This is a genomic window from Edaphobacter modestus, from assembly GCF_004217555.1.
GTDB lineage: Bacteria > Acidobacteriota > Terriglobia > Terriglobales > Acidobacteriaceae > Edaphobacter > Edaphobacter modestus.
In genome coordinates, this window is record NZ_SHKW01000001.1 from 1,680,610 (window position 1) to 1,703,114 (window position 22,505).

The following is a 22,505-nucleotide window of genomic DNA, read 5'->3' on the forward strand; positions in this document are numbered from 1 at the left end:
AAGCCATGAAGGCCGTATCGCTGGTCGAAGCCGGTCAGGCGCGTGTAGTCGATATTCGTGAGCCGCACAGGCAGCCTGGAGAACTCCTGCTGAAGGTGGAGATGGTCGGACTCTGCGGAACGGATCTTAATAGCTTTCGCGGCAGAAATCCCCTTGTAACCTATCCGCGCATCATCGGCCACGAGATCGCCGCTACAGTCGTCGAGGGCTCGTCGGCAATTCCCTCTGGAACGCACGTCACGGTCTCGCCCTACACCAGCTGCGGAAGCTGTGCCTCCTGCCGCCGGGGAAGATTCAACGCCTGCCAAGGCAACCAGACATTCGGCGTGCAGCGCGATGGCGCGCTGACCGAGTGGATCTCCGTGTCCGAGGAGAAGGTCTACCCATCCCGACTTTCCCTCAAGGAACTCTGCCTGGTAGAGCCACTCACCGTGGGTGTCCACGCTGTCGCTCGCGGCCGGGTCACGGCTGACGACACTGTCGTCGTCTTCGGCTGCGGCGGGGTGGGCTTGGGAGCGATTGCCGGCGCAGTCTTCCGCGGTGCTCGAACCATCGCTGTGGACCTGGACGATATCAAGCTGGAAACCGCACAGGCCGCAGGCGCGACAGACCTCATCCATTCCGCACGCGAAGACTTTCGCACCCGCCTGCGCGAAATGACAGACGGCCACGGTCCCGACGTCATCGTCGAAGCCATCGGCCTACCCGAGACCTTCCGTGCCGCCGTCGAAGAGGTCTCCTTCACCGGGAGAGTGGTCTATGTCGGCTACGCGAAAGAACCCGTCGCTTACGAAACAAGGCTCTTCGTACAGAAAGAACTCGACATCACGGGATCACGCAATGCTCTACCCGAGGACTTTCGCGAAGTGATTGCGATGCTCGAGCATGGAAGATTTCCGGTCGAGCGAGCGATCTCGGCAATCGTCCCCATGGAAGAGGCGCCTGCAATCCTCGCGGAGTGGTCCGCAGCGCCCGCGGCCTTCACGAAGATCATGGTTCAGGTCGGAAGATAGAAAAGCTGCCTCTCTTTCTGTCGAAACCAGAATCTGTAAAACCGCGGCGCGATCGTGCTCGCGGACTTCAGAAAAGCAGCTTGAATCTTGGGCAGCATGTCCCGACTAAGGCAGGCTTCGCTCGGTCCGGTAGACGATCTGCACGGGGCCAGAGATTCCGGAGGGCACGGGCTGAAGATCCTCCATATCCTGCATCTGAAATCTGTCTCCATACTTCGCCTTCAGAGCTGTGTAATCGCGCGGCGGCTGTCCTGCGAGTTCGTTGATCCCCGTGTTGTACACACGGATCTCCACGGTGTTTTCACCGGCATGGATGAACTTTGTAAGATCGAGCTCGTAAGGCGGATGCCAGAGCGATCCAACCCGTTCGCCATTGAGGAACACAACTGCCGCTTCGCGGATAGGAGCGTCGTACCAGGCGCGCATCCCATTCCTGCCTTCAGGCTGTGTGTCCGGCAACGCCTTCCCTTCGGCGAAATGGAGAAGAAGATGTTCTCCGGTTTTTGGCGCTGCGGATCGGAAGCCAGCGCGATAGCGTACTTCGCCGGAGTAGAACTTCTCCGATGCTTCGTCCGTCCACATCGTCTTCGCATCGGTCTGCGTGGGCAGCGCGGGCGATCCCTTGCTTCCGGGGAACTCGGCGGACCAGTGGCTCAGCGCGATCGGCGCGACGGTTGACGCAACCAGATCTTTTGGCTTCAAAACGCCTGCTGGAGCGCTGCCACCGTGGAGAACAAGCAGCCGGGAGCCGTACGGCTCGAGGGTGAACGGTCTCTCGCGCTCCGCAGCGATGACGGTTCCGTCCTCGGGGCTCCACCACTCGGCAGTGGTATAGGTACTGCCGGTATGCAGCGGAAGAGTCTGAGGGGATGACGAAACATTTGCGATAAAGTACACGTCCGCATCCTGCAGGTGGCGATGCAGGAAACCGATGGCTCCACTGGCCGTGTGCACATCGAGATCCGGCCGTACCAGGCGATCGATCGCCCCTGGAAGCTCGTCCTCGTTGCTGATGTGCGCAGAGCTTGAGATCAGCTGTGCCATGACCTTCTGAATCTCCGGTGTATCCTTCGCGTCCTTCACCCCAGGCGCCACGGAAGGAGTGGTGCCGATAAAGATCACCTTCCCTCCGCTCTTGGCATAGGCGGCGATCCCCTCGGCAGCCTTCAGACGGATGCGTTTCGTCGGAGGAACAATGAGCAGCGGATGCTTGTGAAGATCGTACAACGCCGATCCGTCAACATAGTCCACGTTATGCCCACTGCCCAGAATCGCCCGCATCAGCGCCGGCGTGATCTTCGTTTTCATCTCGTCCGTTACCGAGACATGCCCGGGACGAAAGTCGGCTTGCGCGTCATCTTCCGGCAGCAGCAGGGCGACATCGTTTGCAGGCTCACCCTGTCGAAGCATCCAGCTCACACGCTGCAGGTAACGCGTAACATCGGGCATCACGGCATACCAGGGATTGTGCGCATTGAAGACTGCAGCGGCATACAGCGAATATCCTGGCTCGGTCGCATACGACGGCGAGTAGGGCCAGCCATGGCCGATGATCTGGTTCACGCCCTCGACAAACATGCGATCCGCTTCCGCCTTCATATCAAGAGGCGTCGCGCGAAAGGCAGGCGAGTGCAGCCATGTCCACGTCTCCGCAGAGGTGACGTTGTTGCCGAAGAGATGGTTCGCTGACGAAGTCCATCGCGTGAATGAGAAACGATCCCACTGGGGTCCTTCGCCCTCGGGAAGCTGCGGAATGCGCTCGTCGCTCAATGTGGCCGCGGGAGAGCCGTAGGTCTGCGAACGAAAGCGGGTGTGATGTGCCGTCGCGTAGTCCGCCAGTGGCTTCAGATAGTTCTCACGTACAAGGTCGGAGAGAGTCACTCCCCAGTCGTGGCGAATTGCTTCCGCCTCTGGAGTTACACCCGCGGCGAGTTCGGGAAGATGGGGGATCAGATCATAGCCGCGGCGCTTCTTGAACTCCTCCGGCAGCTGGCGAGTCCAGTCGCTGCCGTAAACCTCCAGCGAGTCTGAAAAGATGGCATAGGGAGGCGCGTCGACAAACCCCTTCAGCAAAGCATCGCCAACCGTCTGCAGATGCGTATCGATTGCCTCGCGCGACATATGGTCAAGCACAAAACCCTCTCCACCCACGGCCGCGCGTTTCACCATCTGGCGCGTATGACTGTTGATGAAAAGAAGCAGAATCTGCGGCTCCCCTGTATTGGCCGCGGGGAGGCTGCTGCTGTTTTCAGGGAACTGGATCTGCTTCGCTGTCGCAGTGTCGTAATGTTCCGGGGTACCTTTCGCGAGGAACGCCGCAACTGGAGTATCGCCTTCCGCGAGTTCCGACAGTTGATTCACCGGCAGAGCCGCAGCCACAATCTTCAACCGCCCTGCTGCCTGATCAATCGGAATCTGCGGACCTCCAAACGGCCAGCCGCTTCCTAATGTGAGATCGACGCGCATGCCCAGTGCGCTGCCCTGCTCTCGTGCGAAGCGGAGCATGTCGACCATCTCGGGCGAAGCATAACGAAGATTTCGGATTCCCTTCTGCGGATCATCGAGTGCAAGCGGATAGACCGACGCAAGCTCAAAGCCTCCGAAGCCGCCTTCGTGCATCTGGTGAATCTCACGCGAAATCTCTTCCTTCGAGACCGCCGGCCCGAACCACCACCAGCGAACCATTGGACGCGCATCGTTCGGCGGATTCGCGAACTCACGCCGTAGCTGATCGACGCTCTGCTGGCCCTGCAACGGAGCCGTATAGGCGGCCATCCCCATCGCGGCAGCGAGCATGGCGGAAACGATGCGGCCTCCTGGAACACCTGCAATGCGATTCATCTTTGACTCCAATCCGGATTTATGAGAGTTGACGCGCCCACTCGCAGACCTCTCCGGCGAAGCTCGACGAAGACGGCGAGCATGCGCTCTCGAGTGTGGCCAGTTGCACGGCGAAGTTGCCCAGGGTTGAGCTCTCCACGGAGCCGCAACAGACCTCCAGCCCCGTCATCTCCGCAGTGAGGCGATTCAGCTGCGCGTTTCGCGATCCTCCACCCACAACGAAGACACGACGCAACTCTTTGCCGGTATGCTGCTTCACCCGACCAAGGACCTCCGCGTACCGCGATGCAAGACTGTAGAGAATCAATGAGACAAACGTAGGCGCACCGTCTGGGGATTCATCGAGTGGACTCGCACCTTTCGCCACCAACTGGCGATTGATCCGCTGCGGCATCTGCCCCATCAGAAGAAGATCCGGGTCGTCGACCTCAAGCAAAGTTGCGGGAGGCGCCAGGCCTTCGCAGCTGCGGAGAAGCTCTGACACGCCCGGAGTGAAACCCTGCTCGGTCCACGCGCTCTCGCACTGCTTCAACAGCCACATGCCATTCACGTTCTTGTGGAAGCAGTTGGCGCCACCTACCGCTCCCAGATTGGTGAAGTTGTCCTCGCGCACCGCAGGGCTATCCACGGGCCGCGACGTAAGCGCTCCCACAAGCGACCATGTTCCCGAACTGATGTACGCCCAGTCCTCTCCAACCGCAGGAATGCCTGCAATCGCCGAGGCCGTGTCATGGCAGGCAGGAGCAATCAACTCTGTATCGCGGAAGGCGTCCAGTTGCTGCAGCGGCCCCCGCAGTTTCCCTAGCCTTGTGCCAGGAGGAACAAGGCGCGGTGCGAGGTCGAGCCTCAGTCCGGCTTCGCGAAAGATTTCGGCGCTCCATTCCCGCGTATGAACATCGATAAGTTGCGAGTGCGTCGCATTCGTGAACTCGGCGACAGGTTCTCCCCCCATCCACGCAAGCATGTATTCCGGGAGATTAAGCCAGCGCGAAGGAGGATACCTGGCCTTGCGATCCGCATAGAGCTGATACAGCGTATTGATCGACAGCTGCTGAATCCCGGTCGCCTCACGCATTCGCTCCGGCGAAAGGTGCTGATGCAGCTCAGCCTCTGCACGAACATTGCGCTCATCGCGATAGCAGAATGGCTCGGCGATGGGAACACCTTCATCGTTCAGGCGAACATAGTCCACCGCCCAGCCATCGACCGCGATCGAGCGGATCCCTTCGGGAGCAAGAGCTGCGCATTTGCGCAGCCCCTCCTCCACTCCATCGACGATGCGGTCGAGCGGCCAATGCAGCCCATCTTCCCGCTGCACCGGTCCATTGCCGAAGCGATGGACAAGCTGAGTCTGCGGAGCTCCGTCCGGCCAGCGCAGCAGGCTTACGCGACAGCTCTCCGCACCCAGGTCGACGGCGATCGAGGCACGGCTGTCTTTGGGAGAACGCGGCACCGGCGCCTCGCTCATCGCAGATAGGCCTCCACCAGACCGCCGTCCACGGGGATGATGTGTCCTGTCGTGCAGCGAGTCAGCGGACCGGCGAGGAACATGATCGCCTCGGCGCAGTCCCTGGGATCAATCGGCGTATGCGTCAGCGTGCGCTCCGCATAAAACTGCGCCAGTGCATTGCGCAGCTCATCGTCCGTGCTCGACTCGCTGAAAGGAATCTTGTACTTGGTGAGCGATGCCTTCACGCGGTCGCGCGGGAACATCGTTGATCCCTTTACAACCGTGGCCGGGCTGATGCCGTTGACCCGCACCTTAGGCGCGAGGGTGACCGCAAGCTCGCGGACCAGATGGCTCAAGGCCGCCTTGCTCACGTCGTAGGCCTCGCTTCCACGCTTCGCAACCACGGCGTTCGCCGAGCTGGTAAGCACAACGCTCGAATCCAGGCCCTGCGCCTTGAGAATCTTCTGCGCCTCATCCACTAGAAGATAGTTCGCGGTCACATTGATCTCGAGCGTAAGCCCCCATTGCGCGTCGGTGATGATTCCATCCGGCGAGGACGGGAACATGGCGGCTGTGTTGACGAGGATGTCGATGCCGCCGAACAGCTTGATGGTAGCCTCGAGCGCGGACTGAATCGCCTTGCGGTCGCGAATATCAATCGCCGTAAAGCCCACGGCCTCTTTGCCGGCGATTGCCTTGCACTCCTCGGCAACACGCTCCGCTGCGGCGGCGTCGCGATCTGCAACTACGACATGAGCGCCGCGCTCGGCCGCGATCAGCGCAACCTGGTGGCCGATGCCGCTTCCTCCACCGACGATCAACGCAACCTGCCGGCTCAACTGCTTCTCCGGCGGCTGGCGGCGAATCTTGGCCTCTTCGAGTGCCCAGTATTCAATACGGAAGGCCTCGCTCGGAGGAAGCGCAACGTAGTTGTCATACATGGTGAACTGATCGGCAGAGGCGGCAGGACCGGCCTGCGGAATGTCCTTGCACTCCACCCCTCCGCCAAGGGCGCCGGCTCCCTGCATCACCCCAATGGCATTGATATAGAACTCGCCGGTCAGACGAGCCTCAGTCTTGCTCTTGCCGAAGGTGAACATTCCCACGCCGGGCAGCAACACCACCGTGGGGCTGGCGTCACGCTGCTTTGGAGAGTCAGCAAGCGCGTGCTTCTTGTAGTAGTCCGCGTACTCCGCGCGGTAGGTCTCAAGCGAGCTTTCGATCAGCGCCGGGATCTCCTTCGGATCCGTAGCCGGATCCCATTTGAGAAACATCGGGCGGATCTTGGTGCGAATGAAATGGTCCGGGCAGCTCGTACCCAGATGGGCCAGTTGCTCCGCGTTCCTGGAGTTCACAAAGCCGAGCACCGCATCGGCATCAGTGAAGCTGCCGATCCATCGCTGCCTGCGGGAGACTGCCCCGCGCAGGGACGGCATCACTTCGGCGGCGATCTTTACGCGCTCGGCATGCGACTTCACCTTCGACCCACCAAAGCGGATGTAATTCGGCTGCGATGCGTGACGCTCGATGAACTGTCCAAGCTGATCGATGATCGTAATCGTGTTCAGGTAAGCCTCGCGCTGCGTGTCGCCCCATGTGAACAGGCCATGGCCGCCCAGCACCACGCCATCGCAGCCCGGCGTCTCCTGCACGATCTTGCGTAGCATCATGCCCAGCTCGAAGCCCGGTCGCTGCCACGGCAGCCAGGCGAGTTTATGGCCGAACTCCTTGTTGAACTCCTCCATCTTCTGCTTGCCGTTCGCAGAGGCAGCCAGGGCAATTCCCCAGTCGGGATGAAGGTGATCGACATGCGCAAACGGCAGGAAGCCATGCAACGGCGTATCGATCGAAGCCGCGGTGGGATTGTTGTTGAAGGTGACCAGAGGATAGAGAGCCACCATCGCATCCTCTTCCGCCACGCCCTTGTACTGCTTCTCCAGCGCCAGCAGCCGATCCAGGTAAAGCGTCGCGAAGCCGGCGCGCTTGATACTGCCCAGATCGCCACCGGACCCCTTTACCCAAAGCACCTTGACCGTCTCGCCCGTTACCGGGTCCATCTCGTCGAGCTTGGAGCTGGTGTTGCCTCCCCCGAAGTTGGTGATACGCAGATCTGAACCCAGCAGGTTGCTGCGGTAGCGCAGAAGCTCCGGGGCGTCCAGCTTCGCTGCGACCGCCTCATCCCATTTGTCTTCCAGAAACTTCAGCCTTCCATCAGCAGCCATTGCATCCTCTCCTTCGAAATTCGATCACCATCATTCCATAGAGGACACCAATACGGCAAATGTTTCTGATTCGAAATAGAGGGTGGCCCAGCCAAGGTCATCAAAAGGCTGGAAACCTGCCAGCCATCCAGCTGTGTGCCGCCTCTCCCCTCGCGACGACCTTTTCTCAGGGGAGAGACGTGCGAGTGACCAGCTTATGAGAGACATAGTTGTAGGGTGGAACGATCTGCCCTTTTAACAGCGCCAGCCCCAGCTGCATCAGATTGGGCCCATAGGCATTGGTCTCATGCGAGACGGAGGCGATAAGCGGCGACGAAGGCGACTGAATCTCTTCCAAAGCCTCGGCGATGCAGTCCTGGCCCACAACCGCAATGTGGCGTTGCCGTTTAAGCTGACGAGCCGCGTCGACCACGCCCAGCGCGCTGGTGTCCGTCGCTGCGGCAACCAGGATGTGACGGTCTTTCGGATACTTCTTCAGATAGTCCGCAATCAGTTTCGAACTGGTCTCACGTATCCCCCGTCCATCCAGCCTAAGATAAGCGTCTGCAGGAAGATTCGGGAGGGCCGACCGCACAGCCTCGAACGCACCCAGGATGCGACCCTGAACCAGCAGGCCGGCCTCCGGCAGATCGAGTCCGATGACACGGTCAACCTTGCCATTCCACTCCGTTTGCGCATGCCGGGCCAGCATCTCCCCGGCCTCCACCCCCACACGGTAGTTGTCGACACCGAAGTAGGTGGCATTGGGATGCGGGATATCGATGGCAATAAGAGGGATATTGGCGGAGGCAACCTTGTCCCCGATGATTGCCGCGACGGACTGCTCCACATTGAACTCGATGATGAGATCGACCTTGCTGCGGATGAACTCCTCGGCATTCTGGACCGCGGTCGCGGCGTCGTACCGGTTATCCAGTTCGACCAGATCGACTCCCGAGGCCGCTGCCGCATCCCGCAGGCTGCGCGTCACCTCTTCGGAAAACGGCATGTCCGCGCTCTGGCCGCCAAATCCGAAACGCAGCTTCTTCGGCCGCATCACTTGGCGGTACATGCCGTCGGGCGACTGCGCCAGATACCCTCGATGCACGAGGGTTTTCAGCACGCGATAGACGGTCGTCTTCGATATTCGAGTGCGGCGATGAATCATCTCGAGAGACATCGGGCGGTTTTCCGCCTGCAGCAATTCGAGGATATCCAGTGATTTCGAAAGGACGGGAATAAGGTAGAGACGCTTCGATGTCTTGGCCAACGCGTGCAGCTCCTTGTTAAGCTCGGACTATTATCACCCGAGCCCCCGATTCCTCCATCGAGAACGATCAGGCGTAGCTCGAAACGGCACTCCGGTTCCGCTGGGCACGCTCACGGGCGATGCGATCGACGTAACCGCTGTCCCGCAACTGTTGCAGTGGATCGGCGGGCAGGCCCCGCGCCTCGCGCCATGCCCGAACCATCGGGCGAACATCGGTCCAGAAGCTGTCGCGGAACAACTCCTCGGCTTCGATCAGCCGGCATTCATCCTGCAGAACCGTCAGCGCCTCCCGGTCGATCATGGCGGCCCTGGCAAACAGTTCCTGGGCCGTGACCACGCTCTGAACCATCGCCTCCATCTTGCCCTTCAGATTGTGACTCTGGTCGATCATGTAGGCGATGCCCTCCGTAGCCGCCGCGGGCGCGCTCAGAATCTCATGGAAGATGCGGAAGACCTGGTAGGGATCGATCGAGCCCAGGGTCAGGTCGTCATCCGCATACTTGCGATCGTTGAAGTGGAAACCGCCAAGCGCATCCACATAGAGCAGCCAGGCGACGATCTGCTCAATATTGGTGCCCGGATAGTGATGTCCCGTGTCCACCAGCACCTTCGCGCGCGGACCCACCTTCTGCGCGAGGTGAAGCGCCATTCCCCAGTCGGCGATGTCGGTATGATAAAAAGCCGGCTCAAAAGGCTTGTACTCAATCAGCAGCCGCTGGCCTTCACTGGTTGCAGCGTGCATTGCCCCCAGCACCTCTTCCATCCAACCGATACGCCGGCTGATCGACTGTGTCCCGGGATAGTTTGATCCATCGGAGACCCAGATGGAGAGATCGCGCGTGCCCAGGGCACGTCCGATCTCTACCGACTCCAGCAGGTGTCCCAGCGCAACCTTGCGAACCTCGGCACTAGGATTCGCGATCGAGCCGAATTTATACTCCTGGGACTGAAACAGGTTCGGGTTGATGGAGCCGGACTTCACCCCATGCTGCTTTTCCAGGGCGCGGATCTTTTCGACGTCCGCGGTGCCGTTCGGCACATCCCACAGCACATGCAGCGCAACGGTCGGGCTGGCGCCGGTCAGCCTGTTCACCTCACCGGCGTCGGCAAACTTCTCTTCGATGCTGGTCGCGGCGGCATGCTGCACAAACTTGCCGAAACGAGTTCCGGTATTGGCAAAGCCCCACGAAGGAATCTCGATTCGGAAACGATCCAGTGCTTCCCAAATCTTGTCCTGCTTCGATTGCGTCGCTCCGTTCTTCGTCATGAGTGCACCGTTCCCTTTCCGAAAATAAGTCTCTATTGAAACTAAAATTTATGCAAGCGCATCCTGTCGCCTTGCTCTTCGACGTTTTCTCCGGATCTTGCCCGCCCTGCGGTTCCCCTTGTCGGCCGTTAGTTAGCCGGCCGTCTTTCTCCTCATCTCTATCCACCGCGTCCGCGAATGGAAATGTGCAGCCTACAATAACAAGAGATTCGCGTGATTCAAAAATGCGGAGATCTTTCAAATGAAGCAACTCCTTCGCCTGCCCCTTATCCTGTTCCTCCTCAGCCCTTTCTTTATGGACGTGGCGGTCCAGGCGCAGTCTGCCGGTCCCTCGGCCGCGGACAAGGCGAAGATTCTCTCCTACATTCATACCGGCTGGAACACTCTCTCACGATCGATGTCCAGTTGCACCTCCGTCGTCGATCCCAAGGTCACCACGACGCCCGTCCTCTATCTTCCCGCCGGTATGGCCATTCCATCGTCGGTCGCCGCCATGCAGCAGCAATGCAGGGTCGAAGTCCGGAATCTCCCCCACAAGATCACTCACATGGGCGACGTCACCGCCGCCGACGTCAAGGACGAGGGCCTGCTCTATCTCCCCAACCCCTACGTCGTTCCTGGCGGCCGGTTTAATGAGATGTATGGCTGGGACAGCTACTTCATCCTCCTGGGCCTGGTCGCCGACCGGCGCACCGATCTGGCTCGCGGCATGATTGAAAACTTCTTCTTCGAGATCGAAAACTACGGCTCCATTCTCAACGCCAACCGCACCTACCATCTCACCCGCTCGCAGCCTCCCTTTCTCACCTCCATGATCCGCGAGGTCTATGAGCATCCCGCCGGTCACCCCGTCTCAGCAGCCTGGCTCGCTCGCGCCTACGACTATGCGAAGCGTGACTACAACGTCTGGATTACAGAGCCTCATCTGGCCGGTGATACCAGTCTCGCCCGTTACTTCGACGTAGGCGCCGGGCCCGTTCCCGAGATGGCCGACGACAGCACCTACTATCCCGACGTCATCCGTTGGCTGCTCTCCCATCCCAGCGTGCATACCGACTACCTCATCGACGCCCCCGACGATCCCACCCCCGCCCAGGCCGCCGAGCTCGCAAAGACAAGCTGCGACATCTCCGCCTCCAAGGTCTGCGCCGCCGCCCATGTCGACGGCCACCGCCTCACCGCCTCCTTCTACCGCGGCGACCGGGCCATGCGCGAGTCTGGCTTCGATCCCAGCTTCCGCTTCGGACCCTTCAGCGGATCGACACAGGATTACGCTCCAGTCTGCCTCAACAGTCTTCTCTACAAATACGAGCGCGACATGGCCCACTTCGCCACCCTGCTTCACCGTCCCGCGGAGGCGGCCGAATGGACCCGCCGCGCGACCGCCCGCAAGGCCGCGATCAACAAATACCTCTGGAACGCGAAGACCGGTATGTTCTACGACTACGATTTCGTGAACGACCGTCCATCTCCTTATAACTACATTACGGCGTTCTATCCTCTCTGGGCCGGTCTGGCCTCTCCCGCGCAGGCCGCCGCGCTCCGTCTTCATCTCCCGCTGATGGAACGCTCAGGCGGGATCGCCATGAGCGATTTCGACTCCGGAACGCAGTGGGACCTGCCCTATGGATGGGCACCTACAACCTGGCTCACCGTGAAAGGTTTCTCTCAATACGGTTTCACTGCCGACGCCACCCGGATCGCAAACAAATTTTCCGGGACGATCCTCGATAACTTCCTCCATGACGGCACCATCCGCGAAAAGTACAACGTAGTCAGCGGCTCCGCGAATGTCGATATAGCCACCGGCTATAAGAGCAACGTGGTCGGCTTCGGCTGGACCAATGGTGTCTACCTGGAAATGAACAACCTGCTCGCTCAGGCCGCCAGAAGGCGGGCGGCAGCCTCCATGTATCGCGACTACGACTCGGACTCCGACGTCTATCAGCTCCGGATCGACGGCACCAGCCGCTCCGCCCGCCACGCCGAGATACACCGCTCCAGCTTTTCCCGCAACGTCCCGTTTCCAGCCCACACAGGCGTTAACCGGACCAGGACTGCGTATCCGTTCCAGGCGTCCGGTACTTCGCCCGAGATAGCGCTCCCGCAATAAGACGTGCATCCTGCTTCCGTCCATTGCACCAGACCATGGACGGAAGTAGGATGGCAGCGCATGCTTCGATGCCTTCTCGCCCTCGCCCTGGCCGCCGTGCCACTTTCCACCCTGGCTCAGTCGTCTGCTTCCGGAAGCAGTCCTGCGATCCTTAACGCCTCTGAAGCTGGAGCCATTCTTCCGCCGGCCGTCTTCTTTCGCGGTCAGACTGCTTCCATCCAGGCACGGAACTCGGCTGGAATCCGCTTTTCGAAGGACGCTTTTCTGCTCGCCGCGCTCGTCGATACCTCCGGCTACTCCAGCTCCGTACAGCAGAAATACCAGGCCTATCTCATCACCGAAACGGCCCTTGAGATTGGCGGCCACAGGCTGCCCCCCGGAGCCTACGGCTGCGGCTTCGTCGCCAACGAAACCTTCGTCGTGATGGACATCGGCGGCCACGATCTCTTCACCACCGCAGCCTCCCACGACGCCGACCTGCGCCGGCCTACGCCGCTTCAGATTCTTGCCGCACCAGCTGCCCGCACCTACCGGCTCTACGCCGGACGCAACTTCGTCGAGCTCTCCGCGACACAGCCGACTGCTCCATAATCTCCGGACGTGACCGAAGACAGACCTTACGCAAAAAGCCTCATCCCGTTGGATCGGTCGCGTATACAATTGGCGCAGATTCAATGCAATCTGTTGTTGTTCCGGGCCCCATACAAGAGTACGTCTGGCGTCAGACCCCTGCGCCTAAAGGAGAAATACCGTGGCAACCAAGAAAGCAGCAACGAAGAAAGCCGTAAAAAAATCGCCGGCAAAGAAGTCGCCGGTTAAGAAGGCTGTAAAGAAGAAGTCTGCTCCGAAGGTCTCGAACCTCGAGCGCCTCACGGCAGCCGGCGTCATCGCCCAGGAAAGTATTGCGGATCACGATCAGGCTGTTATCGACAAGCTCAGCGCTTCCGAGGTCAACACGCTTATCAAGTTGCGCAAGAAGATGGGGGATGCCCCTCTCTCCACCAAGGCCAGCGTTCGTCCGAATTTTCCGGTATAACGAACCCTTCCTCTATGCCCGCACGTGAGGGCTGCCGCATCTGCGGCCCCTCTCAGCGGAGGCCATCTTCGATCTCTCAGGAATGCCGCCATGCTTTCGTCTCACAGCGATCTCCTCTGGGCAAAAATCCGTCTTGCCGAAGGCCGGCTCAACGCCGCCAGCGATGACTTCTGGACGCATCCTGAGCTTGCGCAACTGCTGCCGGTCTTTCTCGTGCAGCTCCATCGCGTCATGCAGGGTGGCCTTCACCTGATGCGGACCGCGCGCGACCGCGCCCTCACCCTTCCAGACGATCCCGTCGCCCGAATCGTCGCCCCCTATCTCGACCAGCACATCCTCGAGGAGCAGGATCACGACGACTGGCTGCTCGACGATATCGGAACACTCGGAATCTCTCCCGCGGAGGTGGCAGCGGCCACACCGGTGCCGGCGGTTGTCTCTCTCGTGGGAGCCCAGTATTTCTGGGCGCTGCACATCCATCCCGTCACCGTCTTCGGTTACCTCATCGTTCTCGAAGGCTACCCTCCACTCACCGAGCAGCTCGAGGCCATCCGCAAACGCACCCGGCTGCCGGCAACCGCCTTCCGCTGTCTCATCGCGCACGCCGATAACGATCCTCACCACATCGCGGATCTCAATCGCACCCTCGACTCCATGCCGCTCACCGAGGAGCAGCAAAAATACATCGCGCTCAGCGCCTTTCACACCATCGATGCAGTCGCCTCCGTCTTCGAAGAGCTCGTGGCGCTTCACGCCACCTCTCCCGAGATCAGGCTTCGCTCTCTCAGGGCATCGTAAGAAAACGCACGGCAGGAAATGATCGAAGGACAGACCATCTCGCACTACAAGGTCCTGCAACATCTTGGCTCCGGAGCCATGGGGGTCGTCTGCAAGGCGGAAGACCTCCTCCTCCACCGCACCGTCGCCCTCAAAAGCCTCTCTCCCGCCGCCGTTGCCGACCCCGCGCTCAAGCGCAGCCTGCTTGAAGAGGCCCGTGCCGCCTCCGTCCTCGATCACCCGAATATCTGCCGCATCCATCACATTGAAGAGCTCCCCGATGGCCAGATCATCCTTGTCATGGCGTTCTACGAGGGCGAGACCGTCGCCCAGCGCCTTACCCGCGGCGCTCTCGATCCCTCCGCGGCATCGCTGATCGCCCTCCAGCTCCTCTCCGGACTGCAGCATGCCCATGGCAAGGGCATCATCCATCGGGATATCAAGCCCTCCAATCTGATCGTCAATCCCGACGGCGAGGTCAAGATCGTCGACTTCGGCCTGGCCCGGCGTCCTCACGTCGCCCGCGCCCTCACGGAGACCGGCGTCCTCGTTGGAACCATCAGCTACATGGCGCCGGAGCAGGTGCTCTCCCGCCCCGTCGATCACCGCGCCGATCTCTGGGCCACCGGCGTCGTCCTCTACGAGATGCTCACAGCCGCGCTTCCCTTTCCCGGCACCACGCCCTACGCCGTCTTCGACTCCATCCTGCACACCTCGCCGCGCCCTCTCAGCGACTATCGCTCCGACCTTCCCGAGCCTCTTCTCCAGCTCATCGATCGCTCCCTCGCGAAGGATCCCAATCAACGCTTCCAGGACGCGGCACAGTTCCTCACCGCCCTCGAGCCGTTTTCCCAGTTCCGCCGCTCTGCGTCCAACTACACCGTCGCGCTGCCCACTCTGCTCGTCGATTACCGGCAGAATATCGATGAGCCCTCCGTCGTTGTCCTCCCCTTCACCACCGCGCCAGCAGACAACAGCACCGACTACTTCTGCGATGGCCTCACCGAGGAGATCATCACCGACCTCTCCAGCATCCGCGCGCTGCGTATCATCTGCCGCGCCTCCGCCATGCAGCTCAAGGGAACCAACGATTCGCCCCGCAAGATCGCCCGCGATCTCAACGTGCGTTACGTTCTCGAGGGCTCGGTCCGGCTGAATAACACCTCGCGCGAGGGCAAAGCCAACATCCGCGTCACCGCCCAGCTCATCGACCCGGAAAGCCAGTCCCTGCTCTGGGCCGACAAGTACAACGGCACCCTCGACGACGTCTTCGCCATTCAGGAAAACATCTCGCGCCAGATCGTCTCCGCGCTCAAGATCAAGCTCACCCCTGCCGAGGAGCAACATATGCATGAGCGGCCTCTTCCGGACGTAGAAGCGTACCGTTACTACCTGATGGCGAAGCACGAAATTCTCAACTACTCCGGCGAGGCTCTCGAGCGCGCGCTCGAATACCTCGACACCGGCGAAAACATCGTCGGCAAAAATGCTCTTCTGCTCGCCGCCAAGGGTCAGGTCTACTGGCAGTACATCAACGCCGGAATCTCTTCGGACACCGAGTACCTCGCAAAGGCTCGCGACTGCGCCAATCAGGCCCTCGAGATCGACCCGAACTCCGCCCACGCCTATCGCCTGCTCGGATTAATCAGCGTACAGGAAGGCGACAGCCAGCGTGCCGTACATTTGCTCAAAAAAGCCATCGCCGCCGATCCCAACGACTCCGACACGCTCAGCTGGTACTCCGCCGTCTGCGGCCTCAGTGGAAAAGCCCATGCCGCCATGCCGCTGGCCCGCCGCATCCTTGAGATCGATCCCCTCACGCCCGTCTACCGTTTCATCCCCGGCCTGCTCTCCCTCATGGGCGGCGAGTTCAACGACGCGCTTCCCTCCTTTGAGGACGCCATTCGCCTCGATCCCTCCAACACCATGCTGCTCTGGTGCAAGGGCCAAATCCTCGCCCTGCTGCGCCGCGATGAAGAGGCCATCAAGCAGTTCCGCGCAATCCAGCAACTCGATCCCACCCACTTCTTCTCACAGTTGGGTGCTGTCATGCAGGCCGCTCTCCTCGGCGATCGCAAAGCGTTCGACAAGGCAGCCACGACCGAACTCCTCCAGATCTCCGAGCACGACCCCCACTACTCCTGGAACCTGGCCCAGTGCTTTGCCCTCATCGGCGATACGACCAACGCGCTCGCCTGGATCGACAAGGCCATGAACAAGGGCTTCATCAACTACCCCATGATCAGCCGCTGGGACCCGCTGCTCACGCCCGTCCGCCAGACCCCGCAATTCGACGAGCTCGTCGATCGCGTCCGCGAACGCTGGGAAAACTTCGAGGTCTAACCCACCACATTCGAGGGGTCTAACCCACCACACTCGTCATCATTCCGCCCCACATCGTCATCATTAGCCCCACACTCTATCGTCATTCTGAGCGAAGCGAAGAATCTCAGTATCTCTTCGCAGGGTCTCCACCTCCAGCACCACTCCCCCAGAGCGTTGCCCCACTCGAAGCGCAGCTCCAACCCTACCCCCGGCTCGGAGCCTTCCCCAACAGCTCCCGCGCAATCACCATCCTCTGAATCTCGCTCGTCCCTTCACCAATCGGACACAGCCGCACATCCCGGTAAAACTTCTCCGCCGGATAGTCCTTGATGAACCCATACCCTCCATGAATCTGCACACCCTCGTCGCAGATCCTGCAGGCAGCCTCGCTCGCATACAGCTTCGCCATCGCCGACTCGCGCGTCACCCGCATTCCCTCATCCTTCATCCGCGCCGCGCGCATCGTCAGCAGCCACGCCGCATCCAGCTCCGTCGCCATATCGGCCAGCTTGAACTGGATCGCCTGAAATTCACTGATCGTCTTGCCGAACTGCCGCCGCTCCTTCGAGTACTTGATCGCGGCATCCAGAGCGCCGCGCGCCATCCCCAGGCTCAGGGCCGCGATTGAGATTCTTCCGCCATCCAGAACCCGCATCGCATCCTTGAAACCCTCCCCGAGTTTGCCCACAAGGTTCTCCTCCGGAATCTCGCAGTTCTCAAAGATCAGCTCTGCCGTATCGCTCGCCCGCAGGCCCAGCTTGTTCTCCTTTTTCCCCGGCCGAAATCCGGGCGTTCCCTTCTCCACGACAAACGCCGAGATCCCGCCACTCGGACCTTTCTCTTTATCCGTCACAGCGAGGATCACGGCGCAGTTCGCGTACGTCCCATTCGTGATAAATGTCTTCGACCCATTCAGTACCCACTTATCCCCACGCTTCACCGCCGTCGTCCGTGCCCCGCCCGCGTCGCTCCCCGACCCCGGCTCGGTCAGACCCCACGCACCCAACCACGCGCCGCTCGCCAGCTTCGGAATCCACCGCTTTCTCTGCTCATCGTTCCCCGCCAGCATGATGTGGTTCGTGCACAGCGAATTGTGCGCCGCCACAATGATCCCCACGCTCCCATCGACACGCGAAAGCTCGTCGATCGCGACCACGTACTCCACATACCCCATCCCCGCGCCGCCCAGCTCCTCCGGGAAGATCACGCCCAGCAGCCCCATCTCTCCCAGCTTCTTCACCACCGCGTGAGGAAACTCGCTCTTCTCATCCCACTCCGACACATGCGGCGCAATCTCGCGCTCCGCGAAGGCCCGCACTTCCTTACGTAACTGCTCCTGCTCCTCTGTCAGAAACATTCCGGAATCTCCTCTCACTCATAATCAAAACTAATGCCATCATCACCAGAAACAATACTCCTGCGCGCCTGATTCTGTCTCCCTCTGCTGTGTCCACTATCCAACTGGTGAAACTCTCCTATCCGTAGTACAAAGAGTCTGCAATTACGGCTCCTGCAATCCTTTCCCTGAGTCTGCGCTGTACGAAAGCGATAGAAAGCTCTATCGAATAACGGAAGCCAGGAGGAAGAATGCAGAAGCACCCCGCGATCTCCCTTGCGGCAGCCGTCGTTCTCCTCGGTACCATCTCCGGTTGCAACCAGCCAAGGCCCGCGCCACCTGCAGATGCCGCCTCCGCAAGCCTCTCCTCCGAAGATCTCGCCCAGCGCACCCTTCGCCGCCGCGCCGTCGAGGCTGTCATCTGGGGCATGCCCGCCGTCAACTTCGACCGCATGGTCCAGACCATGGTTCACGACGCCAAGGCTGGCGAGGGCAGCAACAAAGTCGTCTTCTGGTCGCGTCTCTTCAACTGGAAGAACCAGACCCTCACCCCCAACCCCGACACCCTCTACTTCATGCCCTTCTACAACACCAGGGACGCCGGACCCATGGTGCTCGAAATCCCTCCCGCCGACACCGGCACCATCACCGGCTCCGTCGATGACTGCTGGCAGACCGCCATCGAAGACGTCGGCCCCGCCGGCGTCGACAAGGGCAAGGGAGGAAAGTATCTCATTCTTCCTCCCGGCTACAAAGACAAGGTGCCCTCCGGCTACATCGCCATGCGTCCCCTACCTATCAGGGATTCGCCCTCCTTCGTTCAAACCCGAAGAGCTCCAGCGAGCCCGACGTAGCCAGTGCTGTCGCCTACGGCAAGCGCGTCAGGTTCTACCCGCTCTCGCAGGCCGCCCATCCGCCCGAGACGCAGTTCGTCGACGCCATCGACGTCGTCTACGACGCCACCATTCCCTACGACCTGCGTTTCTTCCAGTCCCTCGACCGCATGGTGCAGACCGAACCCTGGCTGGACCGCGACCGGGCCATGATCGACCAGCTCAAGTCCATCGGCATCGAGAAAGGAAAGCCCTTCAACCCCGACGCGGCAACACAAGACATCCTCAAACAGGCTGTTCTCGAAGCTCATGCATGGTTCCAGCCCCTTTATGAAAATGTCTTCGCGCAGCCTTTCAATGAGGGCAACCACTGGGCCTTTCCCGCCTCGGCGGAATTCGCGAAGGCAATCCAGTCAAATTATGCAGATCCGGAAATCTATCCCGTCGATACACGAGGTCTCACATACACCTTCGTCTTCTTCAGCGCAAAGCATATCGGGGCCGGTCAGTATTATCTGATGGCGATTAACGACAAGGCAGGGAAGCCCTTCAACGGCGCAAGCAGCTATCGGCTCAACGTGCCGGCAAACGCGCCCGTCACCCTCTACTGGTCAGCCACTGCCTACGACCGCAGCACCCACGCCCTCATCCGCAACATGCAGTGGCCCAGCCGCTCTTCGCTGACCACAGGTCTCGAGAAGAACCCCGATGGCTCGGTAGACATCTACTTCGGGCCAAAGGCCCCCGCAGGCAAAGAATCCAACTGGATTCCCACCGACGCCAAAGGCAAGTTCGAGGTCCTCTTCCGCCTCTACGGTCCACAAAAGCCCTTCTTCGATAAGACCTGGAAGCTGCCGGACATCCAAAAGGTGCAGTAGCTTCTCTCGTACTATCTGATTCCTGCGAGGAGAGAGCCACCCATGCAGAGACGCCATGCGCTGATCGTCACCGTCCTCACCGCCTCACTCATCGGATGCGAGCAGCAGCCGAAGCAGAACCGGTCCCCTGCCGCCGCCCCTCCCGGCCTCCTGGCCGCCGCCAGCGGCTACATCTTCCAACGCGGCTTCCCCATCGGCAACACCGCGCAAAAGGCCTACGACGATGCCGACCTCAACCGGGCCGTCGAAGCCTACCGCTTCTTCTACCCGACCGTCTCCGGCTCAGCCATCTTCAAGGGCAATGCAAAACTCGGCGTCATCCCCAACAAGGTCTTCGGCACGCTCGATACTCAACCCAGGCACGTCGGCTTCACCCTCAACTCCGACACACCCTATGCTCCGCTGCTGCTCGACCTCACCGATGGCCCTATGGTCGTCGAGCTGCCCCCCGGTCCTCTCATCTGTATCGCGATGGACATCAACCAGCTTTGGGTCGCCGATCTCGGCCTGCCCGGCCCTGCCGCCGGCAAAGGAGACAAAGTTGTCTTCCTCCCTCCCGGCTATAAGAACAAACCTCCGGCCGGCTACCGCATCGCAACCTCTCCCTCAAACAAGATGCTCGTCGGCATCCGCTCCCTTCCCGTCAACGGCGACGTTCCCGGAGCCATCGCCCGCATCAAGACCGTAAAAGTTCATCCGCTCAAGTCCGTCCCAGGATGGCCTGAAACCCAATGGCTCGATCTCACACCGCCCCCGGAAGACACCACGCCGCTCGCCTGGGAGAACAACATGCAGTTCTGGCGTGAGCTCTATGAGGTCATCAACACCGAAGTCCCCAATCCGCGCTTTCACAACATGTACGGCGAGCTCGCCGCGCTAGGCCTCGAAAAGGGCAAACCATTCTCTCCCGACGCCCGTATGACCGCCATCCTTGAGAGAGCCGCGAAGATCGGCAACGCACAGATGCGCGTCGAATCCTTCGGAGACCGTCGTCCCGACCGCATCGTCTGGCCCGATCGCAAGTGGGAATGGGCCGCGCTCCGCTTCGAAGACGGCGACTTCAACACCAGCAACTACGCCGATCTCTACGCACGCGACAAGTGGTTCTATCAAGCCATCGGAGCCTCGCCCGCCATGTTCAAGCGCGATCCCACTGCAGGTTCGCTGTACTGGCTTGGCCTTCGCGACTCCACCGGCGCCACCCTCGACGGCAGCAAAAGCTACAAGCTCTCCGTCCCCCAGCCCGTCCCCGGCAAGCTCTTCTGGTCCGTCACCGTCTACGACACCGACACGCGAAGCCAGGTCATCACCGACCAGGCCAAGGCCGCGCTGCGCTCCATGTTCGAGCTGAAGGACGTCTCCAGGACCCAGCCCACCGAGCTCTACTTCGGCCCCAAAGCTCCTCAGGGACACGAAGATCAGTGGATCAAAACCATCTCCGGCAAAGGCTGGTTCGTCTACTTCCGCGTCTACGGTCCTGAAAAAGCAGCCTTTGACGGATCCTGGAAACCCGGAGACTTCGAAGAGGTGAAGTAGCAAACGATTGATCAGGAGAGGCAGCGAATGGCGGTTCCTCTTACCTTATCGCTCCATTGGGGTTTTACCACGAACGACAGCCTAGATATCGGCTGGACTTCGGCTCCCCGTCTCGCTCGACTATTTCGAAAAGCCGCCATTCGCCCTTCAACGGAAAGATCGAGACGAACCACATCCGATTACACTCCGGCGCCCTGAATACCTACCAGGTCCACGCACCAGGCTGTCAAGTCCCTTTCGGCATAACAGACTGATTCCAAAAGAGATCGGTTTGCGCTTTAGTTTCGCGCAATCCGCTATGATTAATTCAGCGAGGAGTAATAAGTTTACACCGCTCTCGCCCGTAACCAACTACTTTTCAATAATTTACATGTAAGATACTGATTTTGAATACTTTGCGGCAGTAGTCCACACCTAAGTCAAGCAAAATGAATATTTTGCGCGAAATCGTATGGGGAGGGCCCTACCCTGCCAGTGCCTGGTCCAGATCCGCGATGATGTCCTCTACATCCTCGATCCCGACCGAGATTCGCATCAGACCGTCGGTGATCCCCAGCTTCGCCCGCCCCTCCGGCCCGACCGCCGCATGGGTCATCGTCGCCGGATGACACACGAGCGTCTCCACGCCACCCAGCGACTCAGCGAGCAGTCCCAGCCGCAGACGCTTGGCAAACTCGTTCGCCCTCTCCAGCGAGCCCAGCTCGATCGAGATCATCGATCCAAACCCGCTCTGCTGCCGCTTCGCAAGTTCATGCTGAGGGTGATCCGTCAGCCCCGGATAGAAGACCTTCTCGACCGCCTTGTGTCCGGCCAGGAACTCCGCCACCGCACGCCCATTGGCATCGTGTTGCTTCATCCGCACGGCCAGCGTCTTCACGCCACGCAGCAACAGATAGCTCTCGAAAGGCGAGAGAATTCCCCCCGTGCACTTCTGCACGAACCGGAAGCGCTCCGCCTGTTCCGGCGTGGTGCAGATCAGAACGCCGCCGAGTCCGTCCGAGTGGCCGTTCAGAAACTTCGTCGTCGAGTGCATCACGATATCCGCGCCCAACGCGATCGGCTGCTGCAGATAGGGCGAGAGGAAGGTGTTATCGACGCTCAGCTCGACGCCCTTCGCATGGCAGATCTCCGCCACGGCGCGGATGTCCGTAATCGCCATCATCGGATTCGTCGGCGTTTCGATGTGGACCAGCTTCGTCTCCGGGCGAATCGCCGCCGCAACATTCTCGGCCATGCTCGTATCGACGTAAGTAAACGTCAGGCCATAGTTCGCCAGCACCTTGTCGAAGACCCGCTGCGTTCCGCCGTACACGTTGTCTGAGCACACCACGTGATCGCCGGCCTTCATCATGGTGCACATAGCCGTAATCGCCGCCATCCCTGAGCCGAAGACGTGAGCGCTGGTCCCGCCCTCGAGCGAGCACAGACTCTCCTCGAGCGCATCGCGAGTCGGATTCGTCAGCCGCGCGTATTCATGCCCTCGGTTCTTGCCGATCTCCTCCTGCTGATACGTCGAGGTCAGAAAGATGGGAACGTTCACAGCGCCGGTCACCTTCTCCGGCTCCTGTCCATCATGAATCGCCCGCGTCGCAAACCCGTGCTTCTTCTCAGCCATCATTGCCTCTCAAA

General features: G+C 60.4%; 16 protein-coding genes. 9 read left to right on the forward strand and 7 right to left on the reverse strand.

Features of this window, described 5'->3' with window-relative positions:
* Positions 1-5: 5 nt before the first annotated feature.
* A complete protein-coding gene (locus BDD14_RS07015) occupies positions 6-1,013 on the forward strand; it encodes a zinc-binding alcohol dehydrogenase family protein (protein ID WP_130418176.1) in 1,008 nt (335 codons plus the stop codon).
* 105 nt (positions 1,014-1,118) lie between these two features.
* Here BDD14_RS07015 and BDD14_RS07020 read toward each other — a convergent pair whose 3' ends face one another.
* The 5 genes from BDD14_RS07020 to BDD14_RS07040 form a co-directional block, all read right to left on the reverse strand.
* Positions 1,119-3,854: a glycosyl hydrolase gene (locus BDD14_RS07020; RefSeq protein ID WP_242617791.1), complete on the reverse strand. Its 2,736-nt coding sequence runs from the start codon at positions 3,852-3,854 to the stop codon at positions 1,119-1,121.
* A 19-nt stretch (positions 3,855-3,873) separates the two neighbouring features.
* Complete coding sequence (locus tag BDD14_RS07025) at positions 3,874-5,322, reverse strand: rhamnulokinase (protein ID WP_130418177.1); 1,449 nt, start codon at positions 5,320-5,322, stop codon at positions 3,874-3,876.
* Positions 5,319-7,526: a bifunctional rhamnulose-1-phosphate aldolase/short-chain dehydrogenase gene (locus BDD14_RS07030; RefSeq protein ID WP_130418178.1), complete on the reverse strand. Its 2,208-nt coding sequence runs from the start codon at positions 7,524-7,526 to the stop codon at positions 5,319-5,321. The genes BDD14_RS07025 and BDD14_RS07030 overlap by 4 nt, the downstream gene beginning before the upstream one ends.
* A 166-nt stretch (positions 7,527-7,692) precedes the next feature.
* Positions 7,693-8,775 (reverse strand): substrate-binding domain-containing protein, encoded by a 1,083-nt coding sequence (locus BDD14_RS07035; protein ID WP_130418179.1) that lies wholly within the window; start codon positions 8,773-8,775, stop codon positions 7,693-7,695.
* 67 nt (positions 8,776-8,842) lie between these two features.
* Complete coding sequence (locus tag BDD14_RS07040) at positions 8,843-10,042, reverse strand: sugar isomerase (RefSeq protein ID WP_130418180.1); 1,200 nt, start codon at positions 10,040-10,042, stop codon at positions 8,843-8,845.
* Between the two features lie 241 nt (positions 10,043-10,283).
* Here BDD14_RS07040 and BDD14_RS07045 point away from each other — a divergent pair, with 241 nt between their 5' ends.
* The 5 genes from BDD14_RS07045 (at position 10,284) to BDD14_RS07060 (ending at position 16,311) form a co-directional block, all read left to right on the forward strand.
* Complete coding sequence (locus BDD14_RS07045) at positions 10,284-12,155, forward strand: trehalase family glycosidase (protein ID WP_130418181.1); 1,872 nt, start codon at positions 10,284-10,286, stop codon at positions 12,153-12,155.
* A 60-nt stretch (positions 12,156-12,215) separates the two neighbouring features.
* On the forward strand, positions 12,216-12,746 hold the full coding sequence (locus BDD14_RS07050; protein WP_130418182.1) for a hypothetical protein: 531 nt from the start codon (positions 12,216-12,218) through the stop codon (positions 12,744-12,746).
* Between the two features lie 160 nt (positions 12,747-12,906).
* A complete protein-coding gene (locus BDD14_RS31640; protein ID WP_165419960.1) occupies positions 12,907-13,191 on the forward strand; it encodes an aroma-sacti cluster domain-containing protein in 285 nt (94 codons plus the stop codon).
* Positions 13,192-13,281: 90 nt separating this feature from the next.
* Entirely contained in the window at positions 13,282-13,989 is a 708-nt protein-coding gene (locus BDD14_RS07055) for an iron-containing redox enzyme family protein (protein WP_130418183.1), read from the forward strand.
* A gap of 18 nt (positions 13,990-14,007) precedes the next feature.
* Complete coding sequence (locus BDD14_RS07060; protein ID WP_130418184.1) at positions 14,008-16,311, forward strand: protein kinase domain-containing protein; 2,304 nt, start codon at positions 14,008-14,010, stop codon at positions 16,309-16,311.
* A gap of 184 nt (positions 16,312-16,495) precedes the next feature.
* Here the strand turns inward: BDD14_RS07060 and BDD14_RS07065 are convergent, their stop codons facing one another.
* Positions 16,496-17,650 carry an acyl-CoA dehydrogenase gene (locus tag BDD14_RS07065; RefSeq protein ID WP_130418185.1) on the reverse strand — a complete coding sequence of 385 codons (1,155 nt, stop codon included), beginning with the start codon at positions 17,648-17,650 and terminating at the stop codon, positions 16,496-16,498.
* A gap of 230 nt (positions 17,651-17,880) precedes the next feature.
* On the opposite strand from BDD14_RS07065, the gene BDD14_RS32370 reads away from it, so the two are divergent.
* The 3 genes from BDD14_RS32370 (at position 17,881) to BDD14_RS07075 (ending at position 20,876) form a co-directional block, all read left to right on the forward strand.
* A complete protein-coding gene (locus BDD14_RS32370) occupies positions 17,881-18,483 on the forward strand; it encodes a DUF1254 domain-containing protein (protein WP_207231701.1) in 603 nt (200 codons plus the stop codon).
* Positions 18,484-18,632: 149 nt separating this feature from the next.
* Positions 18,633-19,340: a DUF1214 domain-containing protein gene (locus tag BDD14_RS32375; protein ID WP_207231702.1), complete on the forward strand. Its 708-nt coding sequence runs from the start codon at positions 18,633-18,635 to the stop codon at positions 19,338-19,340.
* A 42-nt stretch (positions 19,341-19,382) separates the two neighbouring features.
* Positions 19,383-20,876, forward strand: coding sequence for a DUF1254 domain-containing protein (locus BDD14_RS07075; RefSeq protein WP_130418186.1), 1,494 nt, complete (start codon positions 19,383-19,385; stop codon positions 20,874-20,876).
* A 463-nt stretch (positions 20,877-21,339) separates the two neighbouring features.
* On the opposite strand, the gene BDD14_RS07080 is transcribed toward BDD14_RS07075, so the two are convergent.
* Positions 21,340-22,494 (reverse strand): trans-sulfuration enzyme family protein, encoded by a 1,155-nt coding sequence (locus tag BDD14_RS07080; protein ID WP_242617792.1) that lies wholly within the window; start codon positions 22,492-22,494, stop codon positions 21,340-21,342.
* Positions 22,495-22,505: the final 11 nt, after the last annotated feature.